The organism is Amycolatopsis sp. (assembly GCF_036008905.1).
Lineage (GTDB): Bacteria > Actinomycetota > Actinomycetes > Mycobacteriales > Pseudonocardiaceae > Amycolatopsis.
Genome location: NZ_DASYMU010000093.1, coordinates 1 through 5,953, shown reverse-complemented (window position 1 = coordinate 5,953; position 5,953 = coordinate 1). Strand labels below are relative to the sequence as shown.

General features: G+C 69.1%; 5 protein-coding genes. 1 reads left to right on the top strand and 4 read right to left on the bottom strand.

The window, feature by feature from the left end:
• Positions 1-94: 94 nt before the first annotated feature.
• The 4 genes from whiA to uvrC are packed head-to-tail and all read right to left on the bottom strand — an operon-like array spanning position 95 to position 4,956.
• Positions 95-1,087, bottom strand: a complete 993-nt coding sequence (whiA, locus tag VGP60_RS17705; RefSeq protein ID WP_327549112.1) for a DNA-binding protein WhiA — start codon at positions 1,085-1,087, stop codon at positions 95-97.
• Positions 1,087-2,061 (bottom strand): uridine diphosphate-N-acetylglucosamine-binding protein YvcK, encoded by a 975-nt coding sequence (locus tag VGP60_RS17700; RefSeq protein WP_327549114.1) that lies wholly within the window; start codon positions 2,059-2,061, stop codon positions 1,087-1,089. Before VGP60_RS17700 ends, whiA begins: the two co-directional genes overlap by 1 nt.
• A gap of 19 nt (positions 2,062-2,080) precedes the next feature.
• The gene (gene rapZ / locus VGP60_RS17695; RefSeq protein ID WP_327549113.1) at positions 2,081-2,938 is read right to left on the bottom strand and encodes an RNase adapter RapZ; all 858 of its coding nucleotides are present in this window, start codon (positions 2,936-2,938) and stop codon (positions 2,081-2,083) included.
• Between the two features lie 53 nt (positions 2,939-2,991).
• The gene (uvrC, locus tag VGP60_RS17690) at positions 2,992-4,956 is read right to left on the bottom strand and encodes an excinuclease ABC subunit UvrC (RefSeq protein WP_327549111.1); all 1,965 of its coding nucleotides are present in this window, start codon (positions 4,954-4,956) and stop codon (positions 2,992-2,994) included.
• A gap of 265 nt (positions 4,957-5,221) precedes the next feature.
• Between uvrC and VGP60_RS17685 the strand changes: the two genes are divergently transcribed.
• A complete protein-coding gene (locus tag VGP60_RS17685) occupies positions 5,222-5,917 on the top strand; it encodes a S1 family peptidase (RefSeq protein WP_327549110.1) in 696 nt (231 codons plus the stop codon).
• Positions 5,918-5,953: the final 36 nt, after the last annotated feature.

Sequence of the window (5,953 nt, the reverse complement as noted above, 5' to 3'; positions counted from 1 at the left end):
AGCGAAAATATCCATCCGGACCGCCTGAAACCCACCCGTAACCACCACCCAAAGCCGAACCAGCGTCACCACCCGCGAAGCCGAACCAAAGAAATCAGACGTCCTCGTCCTCTTCCAGCATGTCCGGGGTGACGGCCGATTCGGTGTCCGGGATGTTCTGGTCCTTCGCGCGCTTGTCGGCCATCGCCAGCAGACGCCGGATACGGCCGGCGACGGCGTCCTTCGTCATCGGCGGGTCGGACAGCTGGCCGAGTTCTTCCAGTGACGCCTGCCGGTTGGACAGCCGGAGCTTGCCCGCCGCCAGCAGGTGATCGGGCGCGGAGTCGCTCAGGATCTCCATGGCTCGTTCCACCCGGGCCGCCGCCGCGACGGCCGCGCGGGCCGAGCGGCGCAGGTTGGCGTCGTCGAAGTTGGCGAGCCTGTTCGCCGTCGCGCGGACTTCGCGGCGCATCCGCCGCTCTTCCCACTGCAGCACGCTGGAATGCGCCCCGAGCCGGGTGAGCAACGCGCCGATCGCGTCGCCGTCACGGACGACGACCCTGTCCGCGCCGCGGACCTCGCGCGACTTCGCCTGGATGCCCATCCGGCGGGCGGCGCCCACGAGCGCCAGCGCGGCTTCCGGGCCGGGGCAGGTGACTTCGAGCGACGATGAGCGGCCCGGTTCGGTCAGCGAGCCGTGAGCCAGGAAAGCGCCCCTCCACGCGGCCTCCGCGTCGGCGACGCCGCCGGAAACCACGGCCGCGGGCAGCCCGCGCACCGGCCTGCCCCGCTGGTCGATCAGACCGGTCTGCCTCGCGAGGCCCTCGCCGTCCTTGACCACGCGCACCACGTACCGGGTGCCCTTGCGGATCCCGCTGCCCGAAAGGACATGGACGTCCGAATGGTGGCCGTACAGCTCGTGGATCTCCTTGCGCAGCCTGCGCGCGACCGAGCCGGTGTCCAGCTCGGCCTCGACCACAACGCGGCCCCCCACGATGTGCAGGCCCCCGGCGAACCGGAGCATCGACGAAACCTCCGCGCGGCGCGGCCCGATCTTGGTGATCTCCAAGCGGCTCAGCTCGTCTTTCACCGCGGCGGTCATCGCCATTACTGCCCCTCCATACTGTTTTCGCCCCCGGTGAGACCGAGAGCCTCCCTCATGCAGCTCGCCAGCGCATCAGGATCATGCCGTCCCGCCACGATCGGGTCGGCGATGTCCGCCAGATGCGCCCGCCCGCCGAGATCCGCCGCTGCCCGGCGCAAGCGCGCCGGCGTCGGTGTCGAATCCCGATCCGCTATCACCGCGTCCACCCGAAGGTCCGGCGCGTGCTCGAAGAGTACGTCCAAATGCCGTTCGGGGGAAAAACCCGCTGTCTCCCCCGGTTGGGGGATCAGGTTGAGAATAACCACTTTCGTCGCCTTGGTACGCACAAGTGCGTCGTGCAGTTCGGGGACCAGCAGGTGCGGAAGCACACTGGTGAACCACGACCCCGGACCGAGGAACACTACGTCAGCACCCAGCACCGCGTCGACGGCTTCCTGACAGGCGCGCGGCGGCTCCCCCGAGCCCCGCGAAGACAGCAGGCTGATCCGCTGGACCCGGCCGGGCGTACTGGCCACCGCGACCTGTCCCCTGATCCGGCGGATCGCCGTTTCGTCCTCCTCGTCGAGCCCCGCGACCTCGGCGACGATGTCGAGCGGTTCGGGCGACATCGGCAGCACCCGTCCGGTGACACCGATCAGCCTGCGGGCCTCGTCGAGCGCGGCGACCGGGTCGCCGAGTACCTCGAAAAGCCCGGCCAGCAACAGGTTTCCCACCGCATGGCCGGCCAACGCGCCGTCCCCGCCGAAGCGGTGCTGGAACACTTGTGCCCACAGGGTTCCGCCGTCCTCGGCGGCGAACGCCGCGAACGCCTGCCGGAGGTCACCGGGCGGGAGCAGGCCGAGTTCCCGGCGCAACCGCCCCGAGGAACCACCGTCGTCGGCGACGGTGACGACGGCGGTGACCTCGGTGGTGATCCGGCGCAGCGCGGTCAGCGTCGCGTGCAGCCCATGCCCACCGCCCAGCGCGACAGCACGCAATTTGTTCGCGGGCAAGATCCTACTCGCGGCCAAGATCGCGGTGCACCACCTTCACGGCCATACCGTCTTCATTGGACAGACGCTGCGCGAGCTCCTCGGAAATGGCCACACTGCGGTGTTTCCCGCCGGTGCAGCCGACGGCGAGGGTCAGGTAACGCTTGCCCTCGCGCTTGTAGCCGGCGCCGATCAGCCGCAGCAGCTGGTGGTAGCGGTCGAGGAACTCGTCCGCGCCTTCCTGGGTGAGCACGTAGTTCCGGACGTCGCCGTCGAGACCGGTGTGCTCGCGTAGCTCCGGGATCCAGAACGGGTTGGGCAGGAACCGGACGTCCATCACGAGATCGGCGTCCATCGGCAGCCCGTATTTGTACCCGAAAGAGAGCACGGTGACCCGGGTCTGCGTGCCGACCTCGGAACCGAACGCGTCCTCGATCTTCGCCCGCAGGTCGTGCACGGACAGCGAGGACGTGTCGAGCACGAGGTCTGCCTCTTCGCGCAGCGGCGAAAGCAGGTTGCGCTCGGCGGTGATCCCGTCGGCGAGCCTGCCGTCGGCCTGCATCGGGTGCCCACGCCGGACGGCCTCGAACCGCCGGACGAGCACCGCGTCGGTCGCTTCGAGGAACAGGACCCGCGGCTTGTACCCGCTGTTGTCCAGGTCCTTGATGACCGAGGCCAGGTCGTCGGTGAAGGCGCGCGAACGCACGTCCATCACGACGGCCACCTTGGTGATCGCACCGCGCGCCTGCGCGCCGAGCTCGACCATGGTCGCGATCAGCTCGGGCGGCAGGTTGTCCACCACGAACCAGCCCAGGTCTTCGAGGCATTTGGCCGCGGTGCTCCGGCCCGCGCCGGACAGGCCGCTGACGACCGCCACCTCCATCCCCGAGGCGCGTTCTTCCGCTGTTGTCGTTGTCGCGCTTGAGCTGTCGCCCGTCACGAGCTGGTCTCCCCTTCTGCCGTACTACTACTGCCCTCGGTGCCGTTCAGTGCGCCGCGCACCGCCTCCGCGGTACGCCGTCCCACTCCCGGCACCGCCGATATTTCGTCCACGCTGGCCAGTTTGAGCTTCTTGACCGAGCCGAAGTGCTTGATCAGCGCCGTCCTGCGAGCTTGCCCCAGCCCCGGGACACCGTCCAATGCGGACACCTGAAGCCGTTTGGAGCGTTTCTCCCGGTGGAAGCGGATGGCGAAGCGATGAGCTTCGTCCCGGACGCGCTGCAGGAGGTACAACGCGTCGGAAGTTCTCGGAAGAATCACCGGATCGGGGTCCGCCGGGAGCCAAACCTCTTCGAGCCGCTTCGCCAGGCCCACCACGGCGACGTCGGTGATGCCGAGCTCGGCGAGCACGTCCGCGGCGGCCGTCGCCTGGGGACCCGCGCCGTCGACGACGAGGAGGTTCGGCGGGTAGGAGAACTTCCGCGGCTTGCCGGTCTCCGGGTCGATGCCCGGTGTCGGGCCCTCGGGTTCGTCGTTCGCGGTTTCCTTGAGGTAACGCGAAAAACGCCGCCGGACGACCTCCGCGATCGAGGCGACATCGCCCTCGTCGGCCGCCTCCCGCAGGGCGAACCGGCGGTACTCGGACTTGCGCGCGACACCGTCCTCGAACACCACCAGCGAGGCCACCACGTCACTTCCGGCGATATGGCTGATGTCCACGCATTCGATGCGCAGCGGCGCGGTGTCGAGACCGAGGTTCTCCTGCAGCTCGGCGAGCGCCGCCGAGCGTGCCGTGAGGTCGCCGGCGCGACGCAGTTTGTGTTGCGCGAACGCCTCTTCCGCGTTGCGCTGCACGGTCTCGGCGAGCGCGCGCTTGTCACCGCGCTGCGGGACGCGCAGCGCGACGCGGGACCCGCGGAGCCCGGACAGCCATTCGGTGACGGCCTCGGCATCGGCGGGCAGCTCGGGCACGAGCACCTCACGCGGCACCGGCGAAGCGGCTTCGCCCTCGCCCGCGAACTCGACTTCCTCGCCGTAGAACTGGGTCAGGTAGTGGTCGACGAGCTCGGGAACGCCCATCTCCTCGGCCTTGTCGATCACCCAGCCGCGCTGTCCGCGCACCCTGCCTCCGCGCACGTGGAAGACCTGGACCGCGGCTTCGAGGTCGTCATCGGCGAACGCGACGACATCGGCGTCCGTGCCGTCGCCGAGCACCACGGCCTGCTTCTCCATCGCCCGGCGAAGCGCGCCGAGGTCGTCACGGATCCGCGCGGCCCGCTCGAATTCGAGCTCCTCGGAGGCTTGGGCCATCTCCTTCTCGAGGCGCCGGACCATCGCGTCGGTGCGGCCGGCGAGGAAGTCGCAGAAGTCCTCGACGATCTCGCGGTGCTCCGCCGCGCTGACCTTGCCGACACAGGGCGCCGAGCACTTGTCGATGTAGCCGAGCAGGCAGGGCCTGCCTATCTGCCCGTGCCGCCGGAGCACGCCGTTGGAGCACGTCCTGGCCGGGAAGACGCGCAGCAGCAGGTCCAGGGTCTCCCGGATGGCCCACGCGTGCGCGTACGGGCCGAAGTACCGCACGCCCTTCTTACGGGCGCCTCGGTAGACGTGGAGCCGCGGGAACTCCTCGTTCATCGTCACCGCGAGCATCGGGTACGACTTGTCGTCGCGGTATCGGACGTTGAACCGCGGGTCGAACTCCTTGATCCAGTTGTACTCCAGCTGGAGGGCTTCGACCTCGGTGGAGACCACGGTCCACTCGACGCTCGCGGCGGTGGTCACCATCTGGCGCGTACGGGGGTGCAGGCCCGACAGATCGGCGAAGTAGGAGCTCAGCCTGCTGCGGAGACTCTTTGCTTTCCCGACGTAGACGACCTGTTTCGTGGCATCACGAAACTTGTACACGCCGGGCGCGTCCGGGATGCTCCCCGGCGAAGGACGGTAGGTGGACGGATCAGCCACGCCATCAAGCCTATGGCGCGGCACCGACACTCTCGCGTGCCCCCGGGGTAGACGCAGGTTAGAGCCATGTACCGGTGACGGTTTACGCCGATATACACGCTGAGTCCACCACCCACCCGACGGAAGTCGGGCATTTCGCCACTCCCGACCTTCGTTGGTATCTGTCGGGTGATCCGGTGGTTACTTTCCGTCTCAGCCGCTTTTCGCGGTGGCCTTCAGATGGATTCCGGTTCAAACGGGCTCCACTCGTTGAAAGGACAGGCAAGTGAGCCGCATCCGCACCCTCGGCGCAGCCTCCGTGGCAGCGCTCGCCCTGACCATGAGCGCCGGCGCGATCGCCAGTGCCGGCGTCCAGCCCAACATCGTCGGCGGCGGCACCGCCCCCACGGTCAGCTGGGGCGCGCAGATCTACGTCGGCGGCGCGTTCAACTGCTCCGGCACCGTGATCTCCTCGCGCTGGGTCATGACGGCCCGGCACTGCCTCGGCAGCACGATGCGGGTCAAGGTCGGCAGCAACGCGCTCGGCTCGGGCACGGACGTGGCCGTCGACCAGCAGCAGATCTCGCCCAACGGCGACATCGCGCTGCTGCACCTCACCTCGGCCGTGTCCGCCACGCCGATCACCCTCGGCAGCGGCGACCCCGCCACCGGCAGCACCAACCAGCTCTACGGCTGGGGGCGCACCACCCCGACCGGTCCGGCATCGTCCGTGCTGAAGGTGGCGAACGTGCAGGTCACCGGGCGCTCGACGGACGCCTTCGGCGGCCGCGCGATCCAGTCGGTCGGTATCAACGGCTCCGCGTGGAAAGGCGACTCGGGCGGCCCCGAGCTCGCCAACGGCGTCCAGGTCGGTGTCGCGTCCACGGTCCAGAACCAGACCGGCTCCAACACCCGTGGCACCAACAACTACGGCAGTGTCGCGTCCAGCCGCTCCTGGATCCGCACCACTTCCGGCGTCTAGCAGGGGTCGGCCCGGGCGCGGCCTGGGTGCGGGGGT

Bases quoted from the DNA above. Each gene is read 5' to 3' on its own strand.
- whiA (WP_327549112.1), bottom strand. From the start codon at position 1,087: ATGGCGATGACCGCCGCGGTGAAAGACGAGCTGAGCCGCTTGGAGATC.
- rapZ (WP_327549113.1), bottom strand. From the start codon at position 2,938: ATGGAGGTGGCGGTCGTCAGCGGCCTGTCCGGCGCGGGCCGGAGCACC.